This window comes from Arthrobacter sp. ES3-54 (assembly GCF_029504395.1).
GTDB lineage: Bacteria > Actinomycetota > Actinomycetes > Actinomycetales > Micrococcaceae > Arthrobacter.
Genome location: NZ_JAQFIF010000006.1, coordinates 37,620 through 62,260, shown reverse-complemented (window position 1 = coordinate 62,260; position 24,641 = coordinate 37,620). Strand labels below are relative to the sequence as shown.

General features: G+C 62.2%; 36 protein-coding genes. 35 read left to right on the top strand and 1 reads right to left on the bottom strand.

Annotation, left to right across the window (positions count from 1 at the left end):
• The first annotated feature begins 171 nt into the window (after window positions 1-171).
• The 5 genes from rpsL to M2428_RS12530 all read left to right on the top strand — a co-directional run bounded on the left by rpsL (window position 172) and on the right by M2428_RS12530 (window position 4,928).
• The gene (gene rpsL / locus M2428_RS12550) at window positions 172-546 is read left to right on the top strand and encodes a 30S ribosomal protein S12 (RefSeq protein WP_018773658.1); all 375 of its coding nucleotides are present in this window, start codon (window positions 172-174) and stop codon (window positions 544-546) included.
• Window position 547: 1 nt separating this feature from the next.
• On the top strand, window positions 548-1,018 hold the full coding sequence (gene rpsG, locus M2428_RS12545) for a 30S ribosomal protein S7 (protein ID WP_011692813.1): 471 nt from the start codon (window positions 548-550) through the stop codon (window positions 1,016-1,018).
• A gap of 69 nt (window positions 1,019-1,087) precedes the next feature.
• Window positions 1,088-3,202 (top strand): elongation factor G, encoded by a 2,115-nt coding sequence (gene fusA, locus M2428_RS12540; protein ID WP_277526278.1) that lies wholly within the window; start codon window positions 1,088-1,090, stop codon window positions 3,200-3,202.
• Window positions 3,203-3,467: 265 nt separating this feature from the next.
• Entirely contained in the window at window positions 3,468-4,658 is a 1,191-nt protein-coding gene (tuf, locus tag M2428_RS12535) for an elongation factor Tu (RefSeq protein ID WP_090575294.1), read from the top strand.
• A gap of 144 nt (window positions 4,659-4,802) precedes the next feature.
• A complete protein-coding gene (locus M2428_RS12530; protein ID WP_277526277.1) occupies window positions 4,803-4,928 on the top strand; it encodes a hypothetical protein in 126 nt (41 codons plus the stop codon).
• Between the two features lie 13 nt (window positions 4,929-4,941).
• On the opposite strand, the gene M2428_RS12525 is transcribed toward M2428_RS12530, so the two are convergent.
• Complete coding sequence (locus M2428_RS12525) at window positions 4,942-6,366, bottom strand: GH1 family beta-glucosidase (protein ID WP_277526276.1); 1,425 nt, start codon at window positions 6,364-6,366, stop codon at window positions 4,942-4,944.
• 450 nt (window positions 6,367-6,816) lie between these two features.
• Between M2428_RS12525 and rpsJ the strand changes: the two genes are divergently transcribed.
• From rpsJ to rplQ, 30 genes are all read left to right on the top strand, one after another.
• Entirely contained in the window at window positions 6,817-7,125 is a 309-nt protein-coding gene (gene rpsJ / locus M2428_RS12520; RefSeq protein ID WP_003803825.1) for a 30S ribosomal protein S10, read from the top strand.
• Between the two features lie 17 nt (window positions 7,126-7,142).
• Window positions 7,143-7,793 (top strand): 50S ribosomal protein L3, encoded by a 651-nt coding sequence (rplC, locus tag M2428_RS12515; protein ID WP_091563100.1) that lies wholly within the window; start codon window positions 7,143-7,145, stop codon window positions 7,791-7,793.
• A gap of 4 nt (window positions 7,794-7,797) precedes the next feature.
• Window positions 7,798-8,418 (top strand): 50S ribosomal protein L4, encoded by a 621-nt coding sequence (gene rplD, locus M2428_RS12510; RefSeq protein WP_277526275.1) that lies wholly within the window; start codon window positions 7,798-7,800, stop codon window positions 8,416-8,418.
• Window positions 8,415-8,720, top strand: coding sequence for a 50S ribosomal protein L23 (gene rplW / locus M2428_RS12505; protein ID WP_018773664.1), 306 nt, complete (start codon window positions 8,415-8,417; stop codon window positions 8,718-8,720). Before rplD ends, rplW begins: the two co-directional genes overlap by 4 nt.
• A 29-nt stretch (window positions 8,721-8,749) precedes the next feature.
• Window positions 8,750-9,589, top strand: a complete 840-nt coding sequence (rplB, locus tag M2428_RS12500) for a 50S ribosomal protein L2 (RefSeq protein WP_026266473.1) — start codon at window positions 8,750-8,752, stop codon at window positions 9,587-9,589.
• 12 nt (window positions 9,590-9,601) lie between these two features.
• Complete coding sequence (gene rpsS / locus M2428_RS12495; RefSeq protein WP_018773666.1) at window positions 9,602-9,883, top strand: 30S ribosomal protein S19; 282 nt, start codon at window positions 9,602-9,604, stop codon at window positions 9,881-9,883.
• A gap of 38 nt (window positions 9,884-9,921) precedes the next feature.
• On the top strand, window positions 9,922-10,287 hold the full coding sequence (rplV, locus tag M2428_RS12490) for a 50S ribosomal protein L22 (protein ID WP_003803798.1): 366 nt from the start codon (window positions 9,922-9,924) through the stop codon (window positions 10,285-10,287).
• The gene (rpsC, locus tag M2428_RS12485; RefSeq protein ID WP_277526274.1) at window positions 10,288-11,121 is read left to right on the top strand and encodes a 30S ribosomal protein S3; all 834 of its coding nucleotides are present in this window, start codon (window positions 10,288-10,290) and stop codon (window positions 11,119-11,121) included.
• Window positions 11,122-11,538 (top strand): 50S ribosomal protein L16, encoded by a 417-nt coding sequence (gene rplP, locus M2428_RS12480; RefSeq protein WP_018773668.1) that lies wholly within the window; start codon window positions 11,122-11,124, stop codon window positions 11,536-11,538.
• 2 nt (window positions 11,539-11,540) lie between these two features.
• Window positions 11,541-11,870 (top strand): 50S ribosomal protein L29, encoded by a 330-nt coding sequence (gene rpmC / locus M2428_RS12475; protein WP_091563107.1) that lies wholly within the window; start codon window positions 11,541-11,543, stop codon window positions 11,868-11,870.
• Window positions 11,867-12,175: a 30S ribosomal protein S17 gene (rpsQ, locus tag M2428_RS12470; RefSeq protein ID WP_277526273.1), complete on the top strand. Its 309-nt coding sequence runs from the start codon at window positions 11,867-11,869 to the stop codon at window positions 12,173-12,175. The genes rpmC and rpsQ overlap by 4 nt, the downstream gene beginning before the upstream one ends.
• Window positions 12,176-12,780: 605 nt before the next feature.
• On the top strand, window positions 12,781-13,149 hold the full coding sequence (gene rplN / locus M2428_RS12465; RefSeq protein WP_003803789.1) for a 50S ribosomal protein L14: 369 nt from the start codon (window positions 12,781-12,783) through the stop codon (window positions 13,147-13,149).
• 3 nt (window positions 13,150-13,152) lie between these two features.
• Window positions 13,153-13,512, top strand: coding sequence for a 50S ribosomal protein L24 (gene rplX, locus M2428_RS12460; protein WP_024366125.1), 360 nt, complete (start codon window positions 13,153-13,155; stop codon window positions 13,510-13,512).
• On the top strand, window positions 13,512-14,093 hold the full coding sequence (rplE, locus tag M2428_RS12455; protein ID WP_091563108.1) for a 50S ribosomal protein L5: 582 nt from the start codon (window positions 13,512-13,514) through the stop codon (window positions 14,091-14,093). Before rplX ends, rplE begins: the two co-directional genes overlap by 1 nt.
• A gap of 95 nt (window positions 14,094-14,188) precedes the next feature.
• Window positions 14,189-14,587: a 30S ribosomal protein S8 gene (rpsH, locus tag M2428_RS12450; RefSeq protein WP_056425243.1), complete on the top strand. Its 399-nt coding sequence runs from the start codon at window positions 14,189-14,191 to the stop codon at window positions 14,585-14,587.
• Window positions 14,588-14,605: 18 nt separating this feature from the next.
• Window positions 14,606-15,142: a 50S ribosomal protein L6 gene (gene rplF, locus M2428_RS12445; RefSeq protein ID WP_011692797.1), complete on the top strand. Its 537-nt coding sequence runs from the start codon at window positions 14,606-14,608 to the stop codon at window positions 15,140-15,142.
• Between the two features lie 2 nt (window positions 15,143-15,144).
• Window positions 15,145-15,528, top strand: coding sequence for a 50S ribosomal protein L18 (rplR, locus tag M2428_RS12440; RefSeq protein ID WP_018773674.1), 384 nt, complete (start codon window positions 15,145-15,147; stop codon window positions 15,526-15,528).
• Window positions 15,529-15,554: 26 nt separating this feature from the next.
• Window positions 15,555-16,235 carry a 30S ribosomal protein S5 gene (rpsE, locus tag M2428_RS12435; protein ID WP_173403037.1) on the top strand — a complete coding sequence of 227 codons (681 nt, stop codon included), beginning with the start codon at window positions 15,555-15,557 and terminating at the stop codon, window positions 16,233-16,235.
• A gap of 3 nt (window positions 16,236-16,238) precedes the next feature.
• Window positions 16,239-16,445 carry a 50S ribosomal protein L30 gene (rpmD, locus tag M2428_RS12430; protein WP_018773676.1) on the top strand — a complete coding sequence of 69 codons (207 nt, stop codon included), beginning with the start codon at window positions 16,239-16,241 and terminating at the stop codon, window positions 16,443-16,445.
• Entirely contained in the window at window positions 16,446-16,937 is a 492-nt protein-coding gene (gene rplO, locus M2428_RS12425; RefSeq protein WP_018773677.1) for a 50S ribosomal protein L15, read from the top strand.
• Window positions 16,938-17,125: 188 nt separating this feature from the next.
• Window positions 17,126-18,436, top strand: a complete 1,311-nt coding sequence (gene secY, locus M2428_RS12420; RefSeq protein WP_277526272.1) for a preprotein translocase subunit SecY — start codon at window positions 17,126-17,128, stop codon at window positions 18,434-18,436.
• A gap of 5 nt (window positions 18,437-18,441) precedes the next feature.
• A complete protein-coding gene (locus M2428_RS12415; protein ID WP_277526471.1) occupies window positions 18,442-19,011 on the top strand; it encodes an adenylate kinase in 570 nt (189 codons plus the stop codon).
• A gap of 244 nt (window positions 19,012-19,255) precedes the next feature.
• A complete protein-coding gene (gene map, locus M2428_RS12410; protein WP_277526271.1) occupies window positions 19,256-20,083 on the top strand; it encodes a type I methionyl aminopeptidase in 828 nt (275 codons plus the stop codon).
• A gap of 133 nt (window positions 20,084-20,216) precedes the next feature.
• Window positions 20,217-21,191 carry a P1 family peptidase gene (locus M2428_RS12405; protein ID WP_277526270.1) on the top strand — a complete coding sequence of 325 codons (975 nt, stop codon included), beginning with the start codon at window positions 20,217-20,219 and terminating at the stop codon, window positions 21,189-21,191.
• A 188-nt stretch (window positions 21,192-21,379) separates the two neighbouring features.
• Window positions 21,380-21,601, top strand: coding sequence for a translation initiation factor IF-1 (gene infA / locus M2428_RS12400; RefSeq protein WP_009358723.1), 222 nt, complete (start codon window positions 21,380-21,382; stop codon window positions 21,599-21,601).
• Window positions 21,602-21,662: 61 nt separating this feature from the next.
• Entirely contained in the window at window positions 21,663-21,776 is a 114-nt protein-coding gene (gene rpmJ, locus M2428_RS12395; RefSeq protein ID WP_009358722.1) for a 50S ribosomal protein L36, read from the top strand.
• Between the two features lie 175 nt (window positions 21,777-21,951).
• Window positions 21,952-22,326, top strand: a complete 375-nt coding sequence (rpsM, locus tag M2428_RS12390) for a 30S ribosomal protein S13 (protein ID WP_028275004.1) — start codon at window positions 21,952-21,954, stop codon at window positions 22,324-22,326.
• Window positions 22,327-22,425: 99 nt separating this feature from the next.
• On the top strand, window positions 22,426-22,827 hold the full coding sequence (rpsK, locus tag M2428_RS12385) for a 30S ribosomal protein S11 (RefSeq protein WP_018773682.1): 402 nt from the start codon (window positions 22,426-22,428) through the stop codon (window positions 22,825-22,827).
• 132 nt (window positions 22,828-22,959) lie between these two features.
• Window positions 22,960-23,970 carry a DNA-directed RNA polymerase subunit alpha gene (locus M2428_RS12380; RefSeq protein ID WP_277526269.1) on the top strand — a complete coding sequence of 337 codons (1,011 nt, stop codon included), beginning with the start codon at window positions 22,960-22,962 and terminating at the stop codon, window positions 23,968-23,970.
• A gap of 76 nt (window positions 23,971-24,046) precedes the next feature.
• On the top strand, window positions 24,047-24,613 hold the full coding sequence (gene rplQ, locus M2428_RS12375) for a 50S ribosomal protein L17 (RefSeq protein ID WP_277526268.1): 567 nt from the start codon (window positions 24,047-24,049) through the stop codon (window positions 24,611-24,613).
• The last annotated feature ends 28 nt before the right edge of the window (window positions 24,614-24,641 follow it).

Genomic DNA, 24,641 nt, shown 5'->3' with positions numbered 1-24,641 from the left:
CGCATGCCTAGGGGCAGTTCAGGTCGAAAGTCCTTGGACCCCGGCGTGCGGTCCGACTATTAAGGCTTCGCCTCAGCTGCTCTGGAGAGAACTTCAAGGCTCGGGCGGCGAGGCGCAGCGACAAGAGAGCGGCCGCCAACGGCCGCTCCGGATAAAACGGAGAACACGAGAGTGCCTACGATTAACCAGCTGGTCCGCAAGGGCCGCACGCCTAAGGTCAAGAAGACCAAGGCTCCCGCGCTTAACGGCAGCCCGATGCGCCGCGGTGTTTGCACCCGCGTTTACACGACGACCCCGAAGAAGCCGAACTCGGCTCTGCGTAAGGTTGCTCGCGTGCGCCTCAACGGCGGCATTGAAGTTACCGCGTACATCCCCGGCGTAGGCCACAACCTGCAGGAGCACTCCATTGTGCTCGTCCGCGGCGGCCGCGTGAAGGACCTTCCGGGTGTCCGCTACAAGATCGTCCGTGGCGCCCTCGATACCCAGGGTGTCAAGAACCGTAAGCAGGCTCGCAGCCGCTACGGCGCAAAGATGGAGAAGAAGTAATATGCCTCGCAAGGGTCCGGCCCCCAAGCGGCCGCTAGTTCTAGATCCCGTTTACGGCTCCCCGCTGGTCACCCAGCTCATCAACAAGGTGCTGGTTGACGGCAAGAAGTCCACCGCAGAGCGCATCGTTTACGGTGCACTCGAGGGTGCTCGCGCCAAGTCCGGCGGCGACCCCGTTGCAGCCCTCAAGAAGGCCATGGAGAACGTCAAGCCTTCGCTTGAGGTCCGTTCCCGCCGCGTTGGTGGCGCCACCTACCAGGTTCCCGTTGAGGTCAAGCCGGGCCGTTCCACGGCTCTCGCCCTCCGCTGGCTGGTTGGCTACTCCAAGGCCCGCCGTGAAAAGACCATGACCGAGCGCCTCCAGAACGAAATCCTGGATGCCTCGAACGGTCTCGGTGCCGCTGTGAAGCGTCGCGAAGACACCCACAAGATGGCCGAGTCCAACAAGGCCTTCGCACACTACCGCTGGTAATACTTCCCGGACGCCGCCGGCTCGACTGAGCCGGCGGCGAACGTGCAGTCCATCCGAAAGGGAGACACCGTGGCACAGGACGTGCTTACCGACCTTAGCAAGGTCCGCAACATCGGCATCATGGCCCACATCGATGCCGGCAAGACCACTACTACCGAGCGCATCCTGTTCTACACGGGTGTGAACCACAAGATCGGCGAAACGCACGACGGCGCTTCGACGACTGACTGGATGGAACAGGAAAAGGAACGCGGCATCACCATCACGTCTGCCGCCGTGACCTGCTTCTGGGAAAACAACCAGATCAACATCATCGACACCCCCGGCCACGTTGACTTCACGGTCGAGGTTGAGCGCTCCCTGCGCGTCCTCGACGGCGCAGTCGCCGTGTTCGACGGCAAGGAAGGCGTGGAGCCGCAGTCCGAGACTGTTTGGCGCCAGGCTGACAAGTACAACGTTCCGCGCATCTGCTTCGTCAACAAGATGGACAAGCTCGGCGCTGACTTCTACTTCACCGTCGACACCATCATCAGCCGCCTCGGTGCCAAGCCCCTCGTCATGCAGCTCCCGATCGGTGCCGAGAACGACTTCGTCGGCGTCGTCGACCTCCTCTACATGCGCGCGCTGGTATGGCCCGGCGACGCCAAGGGTGACGTCACCATGGGTGCCAAGTACGAGATCCGCGAGATCCCGGCTGACCTCCAGGAGAAGGCCGAAGAGTACCGCGCAACTCTCGTCGAGACTGTTGCCGAGGCCTCCGAAGAACTTATGGAGAAGTACCTCGAGGGCGAAGAGATCAGCACCGACGAGCTCAAGGCCGGCATCCGCAAGATGACGATCAATTCCGAGCTGTACCCGGTGTTCTGTGGCTCCGCGTTCAAGAACCGCGGTGTCCAGCCGATGCTTGACGCCGTCGTCGACTACCTGCCGAACCCGCTCGACGTCCCGCCGATGATCGGTCACGATCCCCGCGACGAAGAGAAGGAACTGACGCGCAAGCCGTCTTCCGAAGAGCCGTTCTCGGCTCTGGCGTTCAAGATTGCCACGCACCCGTTCTTCGGCCAGCTCACCTTCATTCGCGTGTACTCCGGTCACGTCGAAGCCGGTTCCCAGGTGGTTAACTCCACCAAGGGCAAGAAGGAGCGCATCGGCAAGCTGTTCCAGATGCACGCCAACAAGGAAATGCCGGTTGACGGCGCTACCGCTGGCCACATCTACGCAGCGATCGGGCTGAAGGATACGACCACGGGCGACACCCTGTGCGACTCCAGCAACCAGATCGTGCTTGAGTCCATGAGCTTCCCGGAGCCCGTGATCTCGGTTGCGATCGAGCCGAACACCAAGGGTGACCAGGAGAAGCTCTCCACGGCCATCCAGAAGCTCTCCGCTGAGGACCCGACCTTCCAGGTCTCCCTCAACGAAGACACCGGCCAGACCATCATCGCCGGCATGGGCGAGCTCCACCTGGACATCCTGGTGGACCGCATGCGCCGCGAATTCAAGGTCGAGGCGAACGTCGGCAAGCCGCAGGTTGCTTACCGCGAAACCATCAAGCGTGCTGTAGAGCGTCACGACTACACGCACAAGAAGCAGACCGGTGGTTCCGGCCAGTTCGCAAAGATCCAGATCGCGATCGCGCCGATGGACACTGCGGACGGTGAGCTGTACGAGTTCGAGAACAAGGTCACCGGTGGCCGTATTCCGCGCGAATACATCCCGTCGGTGGACGCCGGTATCCAGGATGCGCTGAACGACGGCGTCCTGGCCGGTTACCCGGTTGTTGGCATCAAGGCGACGCTGATTGACGGCGCTTACCACGATGTTGACTCCTCGGAAATGGCGTTCAAGATCGCCGGCCGTATGGCTTTCAAGGAAGCCGCACGCAAGGCGAACCCTGTCCTGCTCGAACCGCTGATGGATGTCGAGGTCCGCACCCCTGAGGAATACATGGGTGAAGTTATCGGTGACCTCAACTCCCGCCGTGGCCAGATGCAGTCCATGGAAGATGCCCAGGGCGTCAAGGTTATTCGCGCACACGTCCCGCTGTCCGGCATGTTCGGCTACATCGGTGACCTGCGCTCGAAGACCCAGGGCCGCGCTGTGTACTCCATGACGTTCAACAGCTACGCCGAGGTCCCGAAGGCAGTCGCCGACGAGATCATCCAGAAGAACCGCGGCGAGTAGTCCTTAGGACCAATCGCAGCAACAAAAACTCGGATGCGTCTCCGCCAACGGAGATTCATCTGGTGCAAGTGGCCGGGCTCCGGTCAGCTGTAGTCCGGCCAGGCCGGAGTTCGGCCGCCTGCACGAACAGGCTCTAGGCACTAGCATTAGTACCTGAATCTGCAATTTCACCAATCCAAAGCCCCCCAAGTAGACTTACTGGAGTTTCTGCCGCGACAAGCGCGGCCGAAGGGTAAGTCATTTGAAAACGTTCTAGGAGGAACCTGTGGCAAAGGCAAAGTTCGAGCGGACTAAGCCGCACGTTAACATCGGTACCATTGGTCACGTTGACCACGGTAAGACGACGCTGACGGCCGCCATTTCCAAGGTGCTGTACGACAAGTACCCGACTCTCAACGAGAAGCGTGACTTCGCGTCGATTGACTCTGCTCCCGAAGAGCGTCAGCGCGGCATTACCATCAACATCTCCCACGTTGAGTACCAGACCGAGAAGCGCCACTACGCACACGTAGACGCTCCGGGTCACGCTGACTACATCAAGAACATGATCACCGGCGCTGCTCAGATGGACGGTGCAATCCTCGTGGTTGCCGCCACTGACGGCCCGATGGCTCAGACCCGTGAGCACGTTCTGCTCGCCCGCCAGGTTGGCGTTCCCTACCTGCTGGTTGCGCTGAACAAGGCTGACATGGTCGATGACGAGGAACTCCTCGACCTCGTCGAAATGGAAGTTCGTGAGCTGCTGAGCTCGCAGGGCTTCGATGGCGACGAAGCTCCGGTCATCCGCGTTTCGGGCCTGAAGGCTCTGGAAGGCGACCCGGAGTGGGTCAAGTCCATCGAGGACCTCATGGAAGCTGTCGACAACTCGGTTCCGGACCCCGTACGTGACCGTGACAAGCCCTTCCTGATGCCGATCGAAGACGTCTTCACGATCACCGGCCGTGGCACCGTTGTTACGGGCCGCGCCGAGCGTGGAACCCTTGCGATCAACTCTGAGGTCGAGATCGTCGGCATCCGCCCGGTCCAGAAGACCACGGTTACCGGTATCGAGATGTTCCACAAGCAGCTCGACGAAGCATGGGCCGGCGAGAACTGTGGCCTCCTGCTCCGCGGTCTGAAGCGCGACGATGTCGAGCGTGGCCAGGTTGTCGTCAAGCCGGGTTCCATTACCCCGCACACCGACTTCGAGGCTAACGTCTACATCCTCTCCAAGGACGAAGGCGGACGTCACAACCCGTTCTACTCCAACTACCGCCCGCAGTTCTACTTCCGCACCACGGACGTAACCGGCGTTATCACCCTGCCGGAAGGCACGGAAATGGTTATGCCTGGCGACAACACTGAGATGACCGTTGCGCTCATCCAGCCGATCGCAATGGAAGAGGGCCTCGGCTTCGCTATCCGCGAAGGCGGCCGCACCGTTGGTTCAGGACGCGTCACCAAGATCGTCAAGTAATTACTTGCTGATCTGATGCTTGACCACTGATCAGCCTGCCGTCAGGCAGCTGAACAGAGGATCGGGAACAGCCCCGCTGCACTTGCAGCGGGGCTGTTCCTTTTAAGTTCCTGATACCTTTGCAGGAAGGGAAAGGAGCTCACCGTGGGCTGGTTCATTTTTCTGCTGATCGTCGTCGCGGCCGTCGTCGCCTTCTTCTGGGCTAAGAAGCACTTCCGCCAGGAGATCGACCGCGCCAAGCGCATCAACCGGGCAAACCGCGACCAGTAGCCCTGGGCGGGACTCAGGCCCGCCGGGCCCTTGCGAGGGCCTGGTACCAGTAGTACGAGTCTTTCGGCGTTCGCCGGAGGGTTGTGAAATCCACGTGCACCAGGCCGAAGCGCTGGGAGTAGCCGGCCGCCCATTCAAAGTTGTCCATGAGCGTCCAGACGTAGTAGCCGAGCAGGTCGACGTCGTGGGCCACACCCCCGGGGGAGGTGGCCTCCACCGCCTGGCTGAGGTGTGCGGCGAGGTAGCTGATCCGGCCGGCGTCGGGGATGGGGCCGGTGACGTGGTCCGGTTCGGGGAAGCTCGCCCCGCTCTCGGTGATGTACAGCGGCGGCAGCGACTCACCGTACCTGTCCTTCAGCTCCCGCAGCAGGATCCCCAGATGGTCCGGAGCGACGGGCCAGCCGAATCCCGTGAGCTCGTATTCCGGGAACGCGGCCATGTGGAACGGTATTTTCAGCATCGCCGCCGCGGGCCCGGAGGGGCTGTGGACGCCGTGTCCCGTGGCCACCTTCACGGGGTAGTAGTAGTTCAGGCCGTAGAAATCCAGCGGCTGGTGGATCGTGGCCAGGTCCGCATCGGTGATGCTCCGCAGTGAACGGAACCACGGCCGGGCGATCAGCGGCGGCCGGGGAAAACGGCCCAGGAGGATCGGGTCCGCGTAGAGCCGGTTCAGGACGAGGTCGAAGACCCTAGCCAGCAGCCTGTCGGTCAGCGACCCGGAAGCAGGCCGGACGGGGGAATGCAGGTTTGTGACGCCGACGGCGCCGGTGACGCCCGCCGCCCGCAGCGCCTGCACCGCCAGGCCGTGGCCCAGGAGTTGATGGCACACCGACGGCAGGGCGTCGAACAGCAGGCCATGGCCGGGCGCATGGACGTCCAGGGCGTAGCCGTTGAGGGTGACCGAGGCCGGCTCGTTCAGCGTCACCCACTGCGCCACGCGATCACCGAACCGCTTGCCGGCGGCCGCGCTGTACTCAGCGAACTTCTCCGCCGTCGAACGGTTCATCCAGCCGCCGCGGCGCTCGAGGGGCAGCGGCGTATCCCAGTGGTAGAGGGTGGCCATGGGCGAGATGCCGGCGGCGAGCAGCCGGTCAATCAGGCGGTCGTAGAAATCCAGTCCCGCGGCATTGAAGCGGCCCGTGCCCTCAGGCTGGACCCGGGGCCACGAGATCGAGAAACGGTAGGAGTCGATCCCGAGCTCCCGCATCAGCGCGATGTCTTCGTCCGCGCGGTTGTAGTGGTCGCAGGCGACGGCGGGGGAGTGGCCGTGCAGGATGTTGCCCGGCTTTTCGGCGAACGCGTCCCAGCCGGAGGGTCCACGGCCGCCGGCGGCGAGGTTCCCCTCGATCTGGAACGCCGCGGAGGCAACGCCCAGGGTGAATCCGGGGCTCAGGCGGGCGGCAAGGGCCTGAACTGCTACAGAATCCTGCACAGTCATGCCCCCATCATCCATTCGACGGCGATTCAGGACAATGGCTACCGGGCAGGGAGTGCACTGCCGTGATTCCACTACTGTGATTGCACTCCTGTGATTGCACTGCCTGCAGTGGCTGATTCGCTTCTGCCCGCAAATTCCGGCATACTAGATGAGTTGTTCAAGCGCTCTTTCGCGTCCCGATCCGGATAATGCCGGGTGTCAGGGTCCAAGTGAGAGACCAAACATAACCCACTCCCCATGGAATTGCGGACGCGTATGTGTGAAAACGTACGACACGCCCGACCGCGGGGGTCGGTTACGTCGGCAGGTTGAGGAACCCGGATTCTTCCGGATTCAGCTTGTGCGGCGGATGGTAGTCACGACTTCAAATGCTTCGGCAGCCATACAACTAGTAAGTGAACAGGGCAGCCCTAATCAGGGGAAGCACAGACTGAAAGAGAGTCAGGCGACATGGCGGGACAAAAAATCCGCATCCGGCTGAAGTCATACGACCACGAGGTCATTGACGTTTCAGCACGGAAGATCGTTGAGACGGTCACGCGCGCAGGCGCAACTGTAGTTGGCCCCGTGCCGCTGCCGACGGAGAAGAACGTGTACTGCGTTATTCGCTCTCCGCACAAGTACAAGGACAGCCGCGAGCACTTTGAAATGCGCACGCACAAGCGTCTTATCGACATCATCGATCCCACGCCCAAGGCTGTTGATTCGCTCATGCGTCTCGACCTGCCGGCCGACGTGAACATCGAAATCAAGCTGTAGGGAGGTGCTGAGAGACTATGACCGCAACCCGTAACGTAAAGGGCCTGCTGGGCACGAAGCTCGGCATGACCCAGGTCTGGGACGAGAACAACAAGCTCATCCCCGTCACTGTGGTCCAGGCTGACTCGAACGTCATCACGCAGCTGCGCAATGCAGAGACTGATGGCTATGTCGCCGTTCAGATCGGCTACGGCCAGATCGATTCCCGCAAGGTCACCAAGCCGCTGGCTGGTCACTTTGAAAAGGCAGGCGTCACGCCTCGCCGCCACGTCGTAGAACTGCGCACTGCAGATGCTGCCTCTTACGAGCTGGGCCAGGAGCTCTCCGTAGAGCTCTTCGAAGCCGGCCAGAAGATCGACGTCGTTGGCACCACCAAGGGTAAGGGCTTCGCCGGTGTTATGAAGCGTCACGGCTTCCACGGCGTTGGAGCTTCCCACGGTGCCCACAAGAACCACCGTAAGCCCGGTTCAATCGGTGGCGCATCCACCCCGAGCCGCGTCTTCAAGGGCATGAAAATGGCCGGCCGCATGGGCGCCGTTCGTCACACCACGCTGAACCTCACGGTCCACGCGGTTGACGTCGAGAAGTCGCTGCTCCTGATCAAGGGCGCCGTCCCCGGCGCCCGCGGCCAGGTCGTACTCGTACGCACCGCCGTGAAGGGAGCCTAGTTCAATGACTAGCACTGTCAAGGTTGACCTGCCTGCAGAGATCTTCGACGTACAGACCAACGTGCCGCTGCTGCACCAGGTTGTCGTTGCCCAGCTCGCTGCTGCTCGCCAGGGTACCCACAAGACCAAGACCCGCGCCGAAGTTTCCGGTGCAGGTCGCAAGCCGTTCAAGCAGAAGGGCACCGGCCGCGCCCGTCAGGGTTCCATCCGTGCTCCTCACATGACCGGTGGTGGCGTTGTCCACGGCCCCACGCCGCGTGACTACAGCCAGCGCACCCCCAAGAAGATGATTGCTGCTGCACTGCGCGGCGCACTCTCGGACCGCGCCCGCAACGGCCGCGTCCACGTCATTGCTGACCTGGTTGCCGGCTCCAAGCCGTCCTCCAAAGAAGCACTGGCAACCCTGCGCGGAGTTTCCGAGCGCAAGAACCTGCTCGTTGTCATTGAGCGCGCCAACGATGTTGCTGCACTGTCCGTGCGCAACCTCACGGATGTTCACGTTCTGTACGCAGACCAGCTGAACACCTACGACGTTCTCGTTTCCGACGACGTAGTCTTCACCAAGGCTGCCTACGAAGCATTTGTTGCTGACAAGGTTGCAAAGAACGAGGAGGATGCCAAGTGAGCGCAGCCACCATCAAAGACCCGCGCGACGTCGTGCTTGCACCCGTCGTCTCGGAAAAGAGCTACGGCCTGATCGATGAGGGCAAGTACACCTTCCTGGTGGACCCCCGCTCGAACAAGACCGAGATCAAGCTGGCCGTGGAGAAGATTTTCTCCGTCAAGGTCGAATCGATCAACACCATCAACCGTGCCGGTAAGCGCAAGCGCACCAAATTCGGCTGGGGTACCCGCAAGAACACCAAGCGTGCAATTGTGAGCCTCAAAGAAGGCACTATCGACATCTTCGGCGGTCCGCTTTCATAGCGGAGACCACTTTAACGAGGAAATAAATTATGGGAATCCGTAAATACAAGCCGACTACCCCGGGCCGTCGTGGCTCGAGCGTAGCGGACTTCACTGAAATCACGCGGTCGACGCCGGAAAAGTCGTTGGTACGTCCCCTCCCGAAAAAGGGTGGCCGTAACAACTCCGGTAAGATCACGACCCGTCACAAGGGTGGTGGACACAAGCGCCAGTACCGTCTGATCGACTTCCGTCGCCACGACAAGGACGGCGTCAACGCCCGCGTTGCCGAAATCGAGTATGACCCGAACCGTACGGCTCGGATCGCGCTCCTGCACTACGTTGATGGCACCAAGCGTTACATCATCGCCCCGAACAAGCTGTCCCAGGGCGACTTCGTAGAGGCCGGCGCCGACGCTGACATCAAGCCCGGCAACAACCTTCCGCTGCGCAACATCCCGGTCGGTACCGTAATCCACGCAGTCGAACTGCGTCCGGGTGGCGGCGCCAAGATGGGCCGCTCCGCCGGCGCATCGATCCAGCTCGTTGCAAAGGAAGGCCGTTTCGCCCAGCTGCGTCTGCCTTCCGGCGAAATCCGCAACGTTGACGTGCGCTGCCGCGCAACCGTCGGCGAGGTCGGCAACGCCGAGCAGTCGAACATCAACTGGGGCAAGGCTGGCCGTATGCGGTGGAAGGGCGTTCGCCCGACCGTCCGTGGTGTCGCCATGAACCCGGTTGACCACCCCCACGGTGGTGGCGAGGGTAAGACGTCCGGTGGACGTCACCCCGTCAACCCGAACGGTAAGCGCGAAGGCCGCACCCGCCGTCCCAACAAAGAGAGCGACAAGCTTATTGTTCGTCGCCGTCGTACTGGCAAGAACAAGCGATAGGAGCCTGGACACATGCCACGCAGCCTGAAAAAAGGTCCTTTCGTTGACCAGCACCTCTTTGTAAAGGTAGCCAGGGAAAACGAAAAGGGCACCAAGAACGTCATCAAGACCTGGTCCCGCCGTTCGATGATCGTCCCCGACATGCTCGGCCACACGATCGCCGTACACGACGGACGCAAGCACATCCCCGTGTTTGTCACTGAGTCGATGGTCGGGCACAAGCTCGGCGAATTCGCTCCCACGCGGACATTCCGCGGCCATGTCAAGGACGACCGTAAGGGCAAGCGCCGCTAGGCGCCTGCACTTACGTCAAAGACGAGAGAAGGAAAGCAATGGAAGCCAAGGCAATTGCGCGTCACATCCGCGTAACGCCTATGAAGGCCCGGCGCGTCGTCAACCTTGTTCGTGGTAAGCAAGCGAATGAGGCTCTGGCAATTCTGAAGTTTGCCCCCCAGGCAGCTTCGGAGCCGGTATTCAAGGTAGTTCAGTCGGCAATCTCCAACGCCCGGGTCCTCGCGGACCGCGACGGCGTGGCGTTTGACGAAGGTGACCTCATCATCAGCGAAGCGTTTGTTGATGAAGGCCCGACCATGAAGCGGTTCCAGCCGCGAGCCCAGGGTCGTGCATTTCAGATCAAGAAGCGCACGAGCCACATCACCGTGGTAGTCGCTACCCCGGAGAAAGAGGAGGCTCGCTAAGTGGGACAGAAAGTTAACCCGCACGGGTTCCGACTCGGCATCACCACCGATCACGTATCGCACTGGTTTGCTGACAGCACCAAGGCCGGCCAGCGGTACAAGGACTTCGTTCGCGAAGACATCCGTATCCGCCAGCTCATGTCCACGGGCATGGAGCGCGCCGGTATCGCCAAGGTCGAAATCGAGCGCACCCGCGACCGTGTCCGTGTGGATATCCACACGGCACGTCCGGGCATCGTCATCGGCCGCCGCGGCGCTGAAGCAGACCGCATCCGCGGCGAGCTTGAGAAGCTCACGGGCAAGCAGGTACAGCTGAACATCCTCGAGGTCAAGAACCCCGAGATGGAAGCCCAGCTTGTTGCCCAGGGCGTTGCAGAGCAGCTGACTTCCCGCGTGGCTTTCCGCCGTGCGATGAAGAAGGCCATGCAGTCCGCACAGCGTGCCGGTGCCAAGGGCATCCGGATCGCTTGCTCGGGTCGACTGGGCGGCGCAGAAATGTCCCGCTCGGAGTTCTACCGCGAAGGCCGTGTGCCCCTGCACACCCTGCGTGCGAACATCGACTACGGCTTCTACGAGGCCAAGACCACCTTCGGCCGCATCGGCGTGAAGGTCTGGATCTACAAGGGCGACGTCACTGCCAAGGAACTGGCTCAGCAGGCAGCTGCTGCTCCGTCCCGTGGCCGTGCCGGCGACCGCCCGGGCCGCCCGGGTGGCGCCGACCGTGGTGACCGCCGCCGTCGTCCCGACCGCCCCGCAGCTGAGGCAGCTCCGGCTGCCGCCGAAGCTCCGGCTGTCGAAGCAGCTGCACCGGCAGTAGAAGGAGGACAGGCTTAAATGCTTATCCCACGTCGAGTAAAGCACCGTAAGCAGCACCACCCGGGTCGTTCCGGCGCTGCTACGGGCGGTACCCAGGTCTCCTTCGGTGAGTGGGGCATCCAGGCTCTGAGCCCGGCCTACGTCACGAACCGTCAGATCGAATCTGCCCGTATCGCGATGACTCGCCACATCAAGCGTGGCGGAAAGGTCTGGATCAACATTTACCCGGACCGTCCGCTGACGAAGAAGCCGGCCGAAACCCGCATGGGTTCCGGTAAGGGTTCTCCGGAATGGTGGGTCTCAAACGTCAAGCCGGGCCGGGTTCTCTTCGAACTCTCCGGTGTCAGTGAAGAGGTAGCTCGCGAGGCCCTGCGCCTGGCAATCCACAAGCTGCCGTTGAAGGCACGCATTGTGCGTCGCGAAGGTGGTGAGTAGAAATGGCAGTAGGATCCAAGGAACTTGCATCCGCACAGCTGGACGGTTTCGACAACGAGCGTCTCGTTGAAGAACTCCGCAAGGCCAAGGAAGAGCTGTTCAACCTGCGTTTCCAGTCCGCCACCGGTCAGCTGGAGAACCACGGTCGTCTGCGCGCGGTAAAGAAGGACATCGCCCGCATCTACACCGTTCTCCGTGAGCGCGAGCTGGGCATTCGTGCCGAGGTTGCCGCCCCGGTTGTGGAAGCCAAGGAAGAGAAGAAGTCCAAGAAGGCTGCAACCAAGAAGGCCGACAAGGCTGAAACGGTTGAATCCGAGGAGGATGCCAAGTGAGTGAAAAGGAAGAGAACGTGACGGAAACTGTTTCCGACGCAGCCAAGGCTGACGAGCGCGGTTACCGTAAGACGAAGCGCGGCTACGTCGTCTCGGACAAGATGGAAAAGACCATCACCGTCCAGGTCGAAGACCGCGTGAAGCACGCCCTCTACGGCAAGGTCATCCGCCGCAACGCCAAGATCAAGGCACACGACGAAGAGAACAGCGCCGGCATCGGCGACCTCGTGCTCCTCGCCGAGACCCGCCCGCTCTCCGCTACCAAGCGGTGGCGTCTGGTCGAGATCCTCGAGAAGGCCAAGTAACACCTGCACTTTGCTGCCTGGTGATACAGCAGAAGCCCTCGTTCCCCCTTTGGGGGAGCGGGGGCTTCTGCGTTGCCGGCGGTCGTTGTAGGAGCCGTTGCCGGGGCTGCCATGGCCGGCCGCCGTTCTGCGTCCTGGCACGCCAGACAGGCTTTGGGGAGGCTCACGACGCCGGCAGGCCGGGTTTCCGGGGGGTGCGCTGCGGCAGGCGGGCCCAAAGCCTGTCCTGCGTGACGCCGTCGTCGATAGTTGCGGTGCGGTGCTGCTGTGCTGCTGTGTCGCGCCGTCGGGAGCGTGGGCCGGCGTGTGCTCGCGCCAAGGCTGTGATATGGGGATACGCCCGAAACGTGCTAAGATTTTGAGTTTGTATGGCGCCTTTAGCGCGCCGTCATCAACCTCGTAAACAATCGTGCCACGGCATAGTGCCCCCTCGCGCCCCGACTCGTCGGGAACCGTCTGGGAAGCAAATGTTTTTGGCACGGGCGTTTAGGCCTGGTCTGGCAAAATCCAGGCAGGTCAAGAGACACCCCGATCAACCGTTCCGCAAGGCTCATTCCGTAGGAAGATTTTCGGTCTGAGAACCAGCGCGACGCAAGGAGTAAATAGTGATTCAGCAGGAGTCGCGACTCAAGGTCGCCGACAACACGGGTGCTAAGGAAATCCTTACCATTCGCGTTCTCGGTGGATCTGGCCGTCGCTACGCAGGCATTGGCGACGTAATCGTCGCTACCGTCAAGGACGCAATTCCGGGCGGCAACGTAAAGAAGGGCGACGTCGTCAAGGCTGTCATCGTCCGTACCAAGAAGGAACGCCGCCGTGCGGATGGTTCCTACATCAAGTTTGACGAGAACGCAGCCGTCATCCTGAAGAACGACGGTGACCCCCGCGGTACCCGTATCTTCGGACCGGTTGGTCGTGAACTTCGTGACAAGAAGTTCATGAAGATCGTTTCTCTGGCTCCGGAGGTGCTCTAGTCCATGGCTAAGATCAAAAAGGGTGACCTCGTTCAGGTCATCACTGGCGCCAAGGCTGAGCGCGGCGGCGACAAAGGCAAGCAGGGCAAGGTTCTGCGCGTATTCCCGGAGACCAACCGCGTGTTGGTTGAAGGCATTAACCGCGTAACCAAGCACACCAAGGTCGGTCAGTCGCAGCGCGGCACCAAGACCGGTGGCATTGAGGTCGTCGAGGCTTCGATCCACATCTCCAACGTGGCTCTGGTTGACCCGTCCACCAAGAAGCCCACCCGCGTCGGTTTCCGCACCGAGACCGTTGAGCGCGATGGCGTGAAGCGTGAAGTGCGCGTCCGCGTGGCCAAGAGCTCAGGGAAGGACATCTAATGACTGAGACTCTCGAGACTCCGGCAAGCAAGATCGTTCCTCGTCTGAAGACCAAGTACGCCGATTCCATCAAGAACTCGCTGACTGAGGAATTTAAGTACCAGAACGTCAACCAGGTTCCCCGCCTGGTCAAGGTCGTTGTGAACATGGGTGTTGGAGATGCCGCCAAGGACTCCAAGCTGATCGACGGCGCTGTCCGCGATCTGACCCTGATCACCGGCCAGAAGCCGCAGGTAACCAAGGCCCGCAAGTCGATCGCACAGTTCAAGCTGCGCGAAGGCATGCCGATCGGTGCACACGCAACTCTGCGTGGGGACCGCATGTGGGAATTCCTGGACCGTCTGGTCACGCTGGCTCTGCCGCGTATCCGTGACTTCCGTGGCCTCAGCGGCAAGCAGTTCGATGGCAACGGCAACTACACCTTCGGTCTGACCGAGCAGGTTATGTTCCACGAGATCGACCAGGATTCCATCGACCGCGTTCGCGGCATGGACATCACCGTCGTGACCACTGCCAAGACCGACGACGAAGGCCGCGCGCTGCTTAAGGCGCTTGGCTTCCCGTTCAAGACCGAAGACTAATCTAGCTACGTAAAAGGTCCGACCGCGCTGGTTCCGAATTCTGTTCAGGACAACCGGCACGGCGGAAACCGTTATGAGGAAGGGCAAGAGCCCACATGACAATGACAGATCCCGTCGCAGATATGCTTACGCGTCTGCGCAACGCTAACTCGGCATACCACGATTCCGTGTCCATGCCGTACAGCAAGCTCAAGGCACGCGTTGCCGACATCCTGAAGGCTGAAGGTTACATCGCCTCCTGGAAAGAAGAAGACGCTGAGGTTGGCAAGAAGCTGACCCTCGAGCTCAAGTTCGGTCCGAACCGCGAGCGTTCAATCGCTGGCGTTCGTCGTATTTCCAAGCCGGGACTGCGCGTTTACGCAAAGTCCACCAACCTGCCGCACGTGCTCGGTGGCCTGGGTGTCGCAATCCTGTCCACCTCTTCCGGCCTCTTGACTGACAAGCAGGCCGGCAAGAAGGGCGTGGGCGGCGAAGTCCTCGCTTACGTCTGGTAACGGGAAAGGAAGAGAATAATGTCACGTATTGGACGTCTCCCCATCACCGTTCCTGCCGGCGTTGAGGTCAAGGTTGACGGCTCTGTCGTCAGCGTCAAGGGTTCCAAAGGCGAGCTGAGCCACACTGTGGCCAGCCCGATCGAGGTTTCCCTGGAAGATGGCACCCTGACTGTCGCCCGCCCGAACGACGAGCGCGCCTCACGTTCGCTGCACGGCCTGACCCGCACCCTGATCGCCAACATGATCCAGGGTGTCACCGCAGGCTACGAGAAGAAGCTTGAGATTGTCGGTACTGGTTACCGCGTCCAGGCCAAGGGATCTGACCTGGAGTTCGCTCTGGGCTACAGCCACCCGGTTAACGTCTCGGCACCGAACGGCATCACCTTTGCAGTTGAGACCCCGACCAAGCTCTCTGTTTCAGGTATCTCCAAGCAGCAGGTCGGCGAGGTTGCTGCCAACATTCGCAAGCTGCGGAAGCCGGACCCCTACAAGGGCAAGGGCATCCGTTACGCAGGCGAAGTCATCCGCCGCAAGGTCGGAAAGGCTGGTAAGTAACCATGGCGATCGCAATTAACAAGAAGCGTACGAACAAGAGCAAGTCTGCCCAGCGCAGCCGCCGCCAGCTTCGTATCCGCAAGCGCATCTCCGGTACGGCTGTACGCCCGCGTCTGGTCGTCAACCGCTCCGCACGTCACGTATTCGTCCAGGTTGTCGATGACACCAAGGGCCTGACCGTGGCAAGCGCCTCCACACTGGAAGCCGACCTTCGTGCATTCGACGGTGACAAGACCGCCAAGGCCAAGCGCGTTGGCGAACTGGTCGCCGAGCGTGCCAAGGCTGCCGGTATCGAAGCAGTTGTCTTCGACCGCGGTGGTAACAAGTACCACGGCCGGATCGCCGCCGTCGCTGACGGCGCACGTGAAGGTGGGCTGGCACTGTGACCGAAAATAACGAAAAGGACATTCAGGTGACTGAAGCTGTAGCTGCTCCGGCAACTGAGACCGCTGCGCCTGCTACCACTGACGACCGCCGTGGTGGCGCCCGTCGTGGCGAGCGTGGCGACCGCGGCCAGGGCCGTGGCGACCGTGGCGGCCGTGGTGGCCGTGACGGCGGCCGCGAGGCCGAGAAGAGCCAGTTCGTAGAGCGCGTCGTAACCATCAACCGTGTTTCCAAGGTCGTCAAGGGTGGTCGTCGCTTCAGCTTCACCGCCCTCGTCGTCGTCGGTGACGGCAACGGCATGGTCGGCGTCGGCTACGGCAAGGCCAAGGAAGTTCCCGCCGCCATCGCGAAGGGCGTTGAAGAGGCCAAGAAGTCCTTCTTCCGCGTTCCCCGCATCGGCAGCACCATCCCGCACCGCGTTCAGGGTGAGGCCGCCGCAGGCGTCGTCATGCTGCGACCGGCTTCCGCCGGTACCGGTGTTATCGCCGGTGGCCCGGTCCGTGCAGTACTGGAGTGCGTGGGCATCCACGACATCCTCTCCAAGTCGCTCGGTTCCTCCAACGCCATCAACATCGTTCACGCGACCGTTGATGCCCTGAAGCGCCTCGAAGAGCCGGCAGCAGTGGCAGCACGCCGCGGCCTCCCGCTCGATGAGATCGCTCCGCCGGCAATGGTGAAGGCTCTCCTGAACCAGAAGGCAGGTGTCTGAGTCATGGCTAAGAACGTGCTTGTCTCCGATGCAAAGTTGGAGATCACTCAGATCAAGTCCGCCATTGGCGGCAAGCAGAACCAGCGCGACACCCTGCGGTCCCTCGGCCTGAAGCGGATCGGACACACCGTTGTCCGCACCGCCGACGCCGTGACCGTCGGGATGCTCAACACGGTTCCGCACCTGGTAAAGGTAGAGGAGGCGAAGTAAATGGCAGAGAAGAACACCGCCGAAAAGGCACAGGGCGCCGCTGAGAAGCAGAACGCACTGAAGGTTCACCACCTGCGTCCCGCCCCGGGTGCCAAGACCGCCAAGACCCGTGTTGGTCGTGGTGAAGGTTCCAAGGGTAAGACCGCCGGTCGCGGTACCAAGGGTACGAAGGCCCGCTACCAGATCAAGGCTGGCTTTGCCGGCGGCCAGCTGCCGCTGCACATGCGCCTGCCGAAGCTGCGCGGCTTCAAGAACCCGTTCCGGGTTGAGTACCAGGTTGTAAACCTGGACAAGCTCAACGAGCTGTTCCCGGAAGGTGGCGCAGTCACCGTGGAGAACCTGGTCGAAAAGGGTGCCGTTCGCAAGAACCAGCCCGTCAAGGTGCTGGGCACCGGCGACATCACCGTCAAGGTTGACGTCACCGTCCACGCATTCTCGGCCAGCGCCGCTGACAAGATTGCCGCAGCAGGCGGAAGCACCACCGCCCTCTAACGAGGCGGCGGGGCAGTTGCCCGTTGTTGAAAACTCCCGGTACCAGGGGCTCAGGCCCCCGGTGCCGGGAGTTTTTTTCAATTTCCGGGCCCCGCCGATTGTTCGCCGGACGCCTCCACCCGTTAGACTCGGTTGTTGGGTTTATTTGACCTGTCTCACACGACTTTACTTATTACTCAGGAGGACGCTTGCTTAGCGCATTCGGCCGGGCCTTTCGCACGCCTGATCTGCGACGCAAGTTGTTGTTCACGCTGGGAATCATCACAATCTTCCGCTTGGGTGCCTTCATCCCCTCGCCTGGTGTGAGCTACCAGAATGTCCAGCAATGCTTGCAGAACGGTCAGACCACGGGCGGGATCTACCAGCTCGTCAACCTGTTCAGCGGCGGTGCATTGCTGCAGGTGTCCATTTTTGCCCTGGGCATCATGCCCTACATCACCGCCAGCATCATCGTCCAGCTGCTCCGGGTGGTCATTCCCCGTTTCCAGCAGCTGTATGAGGAGGGCGCATCGGGGCAGTCAAAGCTGACCCAGTACACCCGGTACCTCACGATCGCGCTCGGCCTGCTCAACGCCACGACGCTGGTGTCGCTGGCGCGGTCCGGCCAGCTGCTGCCTAACTGCCAGCTGCCCATCATCCCGGACAGCTCCATCGTCACCACGGTCCTGATCATCATCACGCTCACGGCCGGCACCGGCCTGATCATGTGGATGGGCGAGCTCGTGACGGAGAAGGGCGTCGGCAACGGCATGTCCCTGCTCATCTTCACGTCCATCGCGGCAGGCTTCCCGGGCTCGCTTGGTGCGATCTGGAAGGCACAGGGCCCCGGCACCTTCTTCCTGGTCTTGGTTATCGGCCTGCTCACCGTGGCCCTCGTGGTCTTCGTGGAGCAGTCCCAGCGCCGGATCCCGGTGCAGTACGCCAAGCGCATGATCGGCCGCCGCACCGTCGGCGGAACCAGCACGTACATCCCCATCAAGGTGAACATGGCCGGCGTCGTGCCCGTCATCTTTGCCTCATCCATGCTGTACCTGCCGGGGCTGATCTCGCAGTTCAACCAGCCCAAGGCCGGCGAGCCGATGCAGCCCTGGGTTGAGTGGATCAACAACAACCTCACCAAGGGCGATCACCCGATCTATATGGCACTGTATTTCGCCATGATTGTGTTTTTCACCTACTTCTATGTTGCGATTACTTTCAACCCCGAAGAGGTCTCGGACAACATGAAGAAGTACGGCGGCTTCATTCCGGGCATCCGCGCCGGCAAGCCGACCGCGGACTATCTTCAGTACGTCCTATCCCGGATCACCCTGGCCGGAGCCATCTACCTCGGCTTCGTGGCACTGATCCCGCTGGTTGCACTTGTCCTGATCAACGCGAACCAGAACTTCCCGTTCGGCGGCACCTCGATCCTGATCATGGTGGGCGTCGGTCTGGAGACCGTGAAGCAGATTGATGCGCAGCTACAGCAACGTCACTACGAAGGGCTTTTGCGATGACGAGAATGTTGATTATCGGACCTCCCGGCTCCGGCAAAGGAACGCAGGCGGAACGCATTTCGGAACGCCTCGGCGTCGTTGCGATCTCCACCGGAGACATCTTCCGCGCCAACGTCAAGGGTGAGACTCCCCTCGGCGTCGAAGCCAAGAAGTACATGGACGCCGGCGACTTCGTCCCGGACAGCGTCACCAACAAGATGGTGCGCGACCGTCTCAGCGACGACGACGTCGAGGCAGGCTTCCTGCTGGACGGCTACCCCCGCACCACCGCACAGGTGGACTACCTCGATGAGATCCTGGCCGGCGCCGACCAGAAGCTTGACGTCGTCCTCCAGCTCACCGCGGACGACGAGGAACTGGTCACCCGCCTCCTGGGCCGTGCCAAGGAAACTGGCCGCAGCGACGACAACGAAGGCGTTATCCGTCACCGGCTGGACCTCTACCACGAGCAGACCGAACCCGTCGTGGCCAAGTATGCCGAGCGCGGCATCCTGACCCAGGTGGACGGCATCGGCCGCATCGACGAAGTCACCGAGCGCGTCATGGAAGCGATCAAGTCGGCCCAGGCCGCCTGATCCGCATCCGCTGATCCACGCTTGCGCAGTGCGGCTAACGCAGCACACAGCCGCAGCATAGAAGGGCGCGTTCCGTACCATCGTGTACGGGACGCGTCCTTCGCTGTTGGACGGGCCGCAGGCAGTCCGTTCCGGGCCGCTGCGCCGGTGCGGGAGAATAGAGCTTGAAGACTTGGGTTGATGACCCATGGTGGAGGCCCGGGTGAAGCGCCACCGGACCGCGAGAGAAAACACTGAGGTACAGATGGCATTCGGCCAGGCACGCATTGAATACAAGACCAACGCCCAGATGCGCACGATGCATGAGGCCGGGCTTGTCCTGAGCCGGGCCCTGGATGCAGCCGTGGCCGCTGCGGCCCCGGGTGTCACCACGGCCCGGCTGGACGAGGTCTTCGCCGCCGTGCTCCAGGACGCCGGCGCCAAATCCAACTTCCTCGGCTACCACGGGTTCCCGGCCACGATCTGCACCTCGGTGAATGAAGAAGTGGTCCACGGCATCCCCGGCAGCCGGGTGCTCCAGGACGGCGACATCATCTCGATCGACGGCGGCGCGATCGTGGACGGCTGGCACTCCGATTCGGCGCGTACCGTGATTGTCGGCACCGCCGATCCCGAGGACGTGCGCCTGTCCGAGGTCACCGAGGGAGCCATGTGGCGGGGCATCGCAGCGCTGGCCACCGGAAAATTCGTCGGCGATATCGGCAACGCGGTGGACGACTACGTCTCCTCCGTGCCCGGCAAGCCGCTGGGCATCCTGGAGGACTATGTGGGCCACGGCATCGGCTCCGAGATGCACATGGCGCCGGACGTGCTGAACTACCGCACCGGCCACCGCGGGCCGAAGATCCGCCCGGGGCTGTGCCTTGCCATCGAGCCCATGCTGGTCCGCGGCAGCATCGACACGGCCGTCCTCGACGACGACTGGACGGTTGTCACCACGGACGGCAAGCGCTCCTGCCAGTGGGAGCACTCTGTCGCCGTGCACGAGACGGGGATCTGGGTCCTCTCGGCACCGGACGGGGGAGCGGCGAAACTGGCGCCGCTCGGCGTCGTGCCCGTCCCGATCCCCTGACACGCAAGTTTTCTGGCGACACGCAAAATCCCTGGCGACACCCGAATACGGGTAGCGCCAGGGATTTTGCGCGTCGCAGGGCAATTGGCGCCGCTGAAGGCCGGGGGTTTGCGCCGTGGCGCACAATAGAGCCATGGGAGCAACGGGAGCGATCACCGACGTCGCCGGGATCCGGATAGGCCATGTCCAGAAGTCCGACGGCGGCTGGCTGAGCGGGGTAACGGTGATTCTGCCGCCGCCGGGAACGGTGGGTTCGGTGGACGTCCGTGGCGGCGGTCCCGCGACGCATGAGACGGACTCGCTGGATCCCACCACGTTGTCCCAGACCGTGGACGCCGTGGTCCTCACCGGGGGCAGTGCCTTTGGCCTCGCAGCCGCGGGCGGCGCCATGCGCTGGTGCGAGGAGAACGGCCGCGGCTTCCCCGTCCCCGGCGGGCTCGTTCCGATCGTGCCGGCGGCCGCGATCTTCGACCTGGGCCGCGGCGGCGATTTCTCCGCCCGCCCGGGCGAGGCGATGGGCTACGCGGCTACCGCAGCCGCGGCAGCGCAGCCGGAAGGGCACGACGTCGAACGCGGCAACGTAGGCGCCGGCACGGGAGCGGCAATCGGCCGGGGCGCGTACAAAGGGGGAGTGGGCACCGCCTCCATCACTTTAGACAATGGGGTCGTTGTAGCGGCCCTAGCGGTAGTCAATGCCCTGGGGTTACCTTTTGACACATCGCCGCTACGGGTGGAACCCGCGGCGGACGGCCCAAACGTGCCGGTCACCGCGCCGAAGGAGCCGCCGCCGCTCAACACCACCCTCGTCGTCGTCGCCACCGATGCCGTCCTGGACAAGGCAGACTGCAAGCGGACCGCCTCGGCGGCCCACGCCGGACTGGCCCGGGCACTGGCGCCCAGCCACACCCTCGCTGACGGCGATACCGTGTTCGCCCTGGCGACGGGCGCCGTCGCACTTGACCGCAGCACCCCGACGGCCCGGCAGGTAAGCCTCATTACATTGCAGAGCGCGGCCGCCGACGTCGTCCGGCTTGCCATCCTTGACGGGATCTCGCGGGCGGAGGCAGTGACGACGGCAGCCGGGACGTTAGGTGCGTACGGACGCTGAGTGCGCTACGATGGCTGGATTTAACTCCGGATTTAACAATCGGACCGCGATGGCGTAGTGTTGTCTGTTGGTTGTCTGCCCCGTTGTGCCCTTTTGTGGTCGGGTGGCATCAACCAACCAATCAAAAACGTCCGCGGTCATGACCGGTGCAAACCGGGAGGCTGCGGCAACAACAGTTAGCGGAGGGTATGGCCAAGAAGGACGGGGTCATTGAGATCGAGGGCGTTGTGACCGAGGCGCTGCCCAACGCGATGTTTCGCGTTGAGCTCACCAACAAGCACATCGTTCTGGCACACATCTCTGGAAAGATGCGCCAGCACTACATCAGGATCCTCCCCGAGGACCGCGTAGTGGTGGAGCTGAGCCCTTACGACCTGACACGTGGTCGTATCGTCTACCGCTACAAGTAAACACTGGGCGGCCAGAGCAACAGCCGAGGGCCGGTCCAGCTGACACACGCAAAGGAACGCCATGAAGGTCAAGCCGAGCGTCAAGCAGATCTGCGAAAAGTGCAAAGTGATCCGCCGTAATGGCCGGGTCATGGTGATCTGCGAGAACCCGCGCCACAAGCAGCGCCAGGGCTAATTTCCCTCCACGGGAAATCCTGGGTTGCTAACCCACGCAAGTAAATAAAGGCAGCACAAGCTGAACTGGGACGTATTGGGCCCGGACAGCTAACCCCCGGTCGGAGGCTGGGGCCGCACTGAAAATGCGGGTGTACTGCCTACGACCTCCGGTTTATACAAGGAGTACTGCCAATATGGCTCGTCTCGCTGGCGTAGACATTCCCCGCGAAAAGCGGTTGGAAATTGCGCTTACTTACATCTACGGCGTGGGCAAGACCCGTGCACACGAAACCCTGGCTGCTACCGGCATCAGCGCTGACGTTCGGGTCAAGGACCTGACCGACGCACAGCTGGTTGAGCTGCGTGACTACATCGAAGGCAACTACAAGGTTGAGGGTGACCTTCGCCGCGAAGTGGCCGCTGATATCCGCCGCAAGGTTGAAATCGGCAGCTACGAAGGTATTCGCCACCGCAAGGGCCTGCCAGTGCGCGGTCAGCGTACGAAGACGAACGCACGTACCCGCAAGGGTCCGAAGCGCACCGTCGCAGGCAAGAAGAAGGCGCGCTAAACCCCATTTGCCCCCTAAATCGCTGGCGCGATTTCAGGGACCCGGTAAGTGTGGGCCCAAGCGTAGGCTTTCCCCCAATAACTTTCTGTAGGAGAAAAAATGCCCCCGAAGACTCGTGGCGCGGTTCGCAAGCCGCGTAAGAAGGACAAGAAGAATATCGCGCTGGGCCAGGCGCACATCAAGAGCACTTTTAACAACACCATCGTGTCCATCACGGACCCGAACGGTGCTGTCATCTCCTGGGCTTCGTCCGGTGAGGTTGGCTTCAAGGGCTCGCGTAAGTCCACCCCGTTCGCTGCCCAGATGGCCGCCGAAGCCGCCGCAAAGCGTGCACAGGAGCACGGCATGCGCAAGGTTGACGTGTTCGTCAAGGGACCGGGTTCCGGACGCGAAACCGCCATCCGCTCGCTGCAGGCCGCTGGCCTCGAGGTTGGCTCCATCCAGGACGTCACCCCCAGCGCCCACAACGGCTGCCGTCCGCCGAAGCGCCGCCGCGTCTAAGGCTTTCCAGCGCCAGGAGCTTGCTTGGACCCTCACCGGTCCGGGCAGGCCCGGCCGCGTTAAGTCTCCAGACCGATCTTTCCACCACCTGTGTTGCGTCATATAGCGGATGCTCGCCGAAAGGAAACCTAAGTGCTCATTGCACAGCGCCCCACCCTCTCCGAAGAGGTCGTCTCCGAAAACCGCTCACGGTTCATCATCGAACCGCTGGAGCCGGGCTTCGGTTACACTCTCGGAAACTCCCTCCGCCGTACCCTGCTCTCCTCCATCCCCGGTGCCTCTGTAACGAGCATCCGGATCGATGGCGTGCTGCACGAGTTCACCACGGTTCCGGGTGTCAAGGAAGATGTCACCGAGATCATCCTGAACATCAAGAGCCTGTCGGTTTCCTCCGAGCACGACGAGCCGGTTGTTGCTTACCTGCGCAAGCAGGGCCCGGGAGTCGTCACGGCCGCGGACATCGCTCCGCCGGCCGGCGTCGAATTCCACAACCCGGATCTGCACATTGCCACGCTGAACTCGAAGGGCAAGTTCGAACTCGAACTGACCATCGAGCGCGGTCGCGGCTACGTTTCGGCAGCTCAGAACAAGTCCGGCGACTCCGAGATCGGCCGCATCCCGGTCGACTCGATCTACTCGCCGGTCCTGAAGGTTACTTTCCGCGTGGAAGCTACCCGTGTTGAGCAGCGCACTGACTTCGACAAGCTCATTGTCGACGTCGAGACCAAGCAGGCAATCGCCCCGCGCGACGCCGTTGCTTCGGCAGGTACCACCCTGGTGGAACTGTTCGGTCTGGCCCGCGAGCTGAACACCGCAGCTGAAGGTATCGAGATCGGCCCGTCGCCGACGGACGCTGCCCTGGCAGCCGACATGGCTCTGCCGATCGAGGATCTGGACCTGACGGTCCGTTCCTACAACTGCCTCAAGCGTGAGGGCATCCACACCGTGGGTGAACTCGTTGCCCGCTCCGAGGCTGACCTCATGGACATCCGCAACTTCGGCGCGAAGTCCATCGATGAGGTCAAGGCCAAGCTGGTCGAACTGGGCCTGTCCCTCAAGGACTCCCCTCCCGGTTTCGATCTCGCAGCACGTGCCGCAGCCATCGAAGAGGACGACGCCGCGTTCAGCGACGACGAGCTCTAACCAACAGATCTTGGCCGGCTGGCTGGATGCACCTTGGTGTGCGCAGTCTAACGGCTTCCAATGAGGAGAAACTATTATGCCTACCCCCGCTAAGGGTCCGCGCCTCGGAGGCGGAGCGGCTCACGAGCGTCTTATGCTCGCGAACCTGTCCGCCGCACTTTTCGAGCACAAGCGGATCACCACCACGGTGACCAAGGCCAAGCGCCTGAAGCCGTACGCCGAGCGCCTGGTGACTTTCGCCAAGCGTGGCGACCTTTCTTCCCGCCGTCGTGTACTCGGCCTGATCAGCAACAAGGGCATCGTCCACGAGCTGTTCACCGACATTGCACAGGCAGTGGAGAACCGCGATGGCGGCTACACCCGCATCACCAAGATCGGCAACCGCAAGGGCGACAACGCTCCCATGGCTGTCATCGAACTGGTTCTCGAGCCGGTTTCCGCGAAGCAGGCCGTTGTAGCCGAGGCTACCTCTGCTGCCCAGCGGGACGCTGACAAGAAGGACGCAGAGAAGGCCGAGGCAGCTCCGGTTGCCGAGACCGAAGAGGCTCCCGAGGCTGAGGTCGCTGAGACTGAAGCCGCAGCGACCGAAGAGGCTCCGGCCGCTGAGGAAGCAGCCGTTGAGTCCGAGAAGGACGCGAAGTAATTCGCTAAATCTTTCTTATAGACTTAAG